We start from the raw sequence: 1882 nt of genomic DNA, 5'->3' as shown, positions 1-1882 counted from the left end.
ACCATCCAATAGAAGAGATTTTATTAAAAAAGCCGGCCTGCTTACGGCTAGTCTGGCAGCGGTACAATTCCCGGTATGGGGCAAAAGTATATTTGCATTAGACTATCCTCTTCACAACATACCCGAAAATAAGGGTTTAGATCCACAATGGGTCAAATCGCTTTATAATAGGGGCGAAGAAACGGCTTATTTTAAAAGTAAAAATGAATTTAAATATATTGGGATGCCTGTGGGTGGCCTTCACGCAGGAACTGTATATGTTGGTGGTGATGGACGACTCTGGCTATGGCAAATCTACAATGAAACATTTGAAGGTGCACAGGAGGGGATAGAACCCAAAACTGTGAACTGGAATGATGGAACAGAGGTAAGAAAGATCCGTGCCAGAGATGGCTCGGCTTACATTGAGCCGGCCATTGCCAACAATAGACGGGTATTAGAACAGGGTTTTGCCGTAAAAGCCGTTGTGAATGGCAAAACCTTTATTAAAGAATTAAGTGAAGAGCATTGGGATGAGATCGAATTTAAACCAGCTTATCCAATAGCTACCATAAAATACAGCAGTAAAGATTTCCCTGTTGCAGTGCATCTAAAGGTGTATTCCCCATTTATTCCTTTAGATGCACAGAATTCGGCTTTGCCTGCAACCATTTTACGAATAGAAATAAAGAATACCACCACCAGCAATATCAATGTTTCTGTATTGGGCTGGATGGAAAATGGGGTTAACAAGTTAAGCGGAAAACCAAATACCGGAAAAAGGAAAAATGAGGTGGTAACAGCTGAAAACTCGAGCAGCATCTTATCTTCGTTTGAAGCCCTTAGTGATGATCTGAAAAATGTGCAAGATAGCGGAACCATGTGTTTTGCCCTGCACCAAGCAAACGGAAAAACATATGCTGTTATTGAGCCCTGGCCGGTTACGGGCAAGCACTTCAATGCTGCGGCTACCAATTCTGCAGCTGCAGATGCTCCTTCAAAACTGGTAGGTGGAATTGAAGTTACTGCAAATCTTACTCCTGGAAAATCAGTTAATGCCGATTATTCAATCAGCTGGCATTTCAACAATGCAAATGTTAACCTCAAGAAAATAGTTAAGGATGCAGAACAGGGGTTCCATTACGCCACCAGATTTAATGATGCCAGTGCAGTGAGTGCGTACTTGCAGTCAAATTTTGAAAAGCTAACAAACACAACGGAGCTGTGGAGTACCACATGGAATGACGCCACACTTCCACACTGGTTCCTGGAGCGTACCTTTATTAATATTGATACACTGGCAACAGCAAATACTTATCGTTTTGCTGACGGCCGCTTCTGGAGCTGGGAAGGCGTTGGCGCCTGTGCCGGAACCTGTACGCACGTGTGGCAATACGCACAAGCGGTTGCCAGAATATTTCCTGAACTGGAGCGCGACCTGAGACACCGTGTAGATTTAGGTGTTGGGTTTAAGGAAGATAGTGGCGCCATTATATTCCGTGCAGAAAACGAAAACAGGCCGGCCATTGACGGACAAGCAGGTACTGTCCTTAGGTTTTACCGCGAGCATCAAATGAGTGGTGATGATACTTTTCTGCAAACCAATTGGCCGAAAATCAAAAAGGCAACCCAATTCATGCTGGATCAGGATAAGAATGGTGACGGCATGACGGATACGCCAATGGAGAATACTCTGGATGCGGTATGGGAAGGTGAAATTGCATGGATTGTAGGCCTTTGCATCGCTGCGGCAAGAGCTGGTCAGGCTATGGCAGAGGAAATGAGCGACACTGCATTTGCCCAAACTTGCCAAACTTATGTAACCAATGGTCGCAAGAACATGGAACAGGAACTGTTTAATGGCGAATATTTTATTCATCGGCCAGATAAAGTTCAGGGGCGT

At 44.4% G+C, this 1882-nt stretch carries 1 protein-coding gene; it reads left to right on the top strand.

Annotation, left to right across the window (positions count from 1 at the left end; all coding sequences use genetic code 11):
- Nucleotides 1–1882, top strand: a 1882-nt coding sequence (locus tag N824_RS21590) for a GH116 family glycosyl-hydrolase (RefSeq protein ID WP_152542439.1), incomplete at both ends; no start/stop codon positions are given.

Source organism: Pedobacter sp. V48 (assembly GCF_000523515.1).
In the GTDB taxonomy this organism is placed as follows: Bacteria; Bacteroidota; Bacteroidia; order Sphingobacteriales; family Sphingobacteriaceae; genus Pedobacter.
This window is presented reverse-complemented; position numbering and strand designations above follow the sequence as displayed.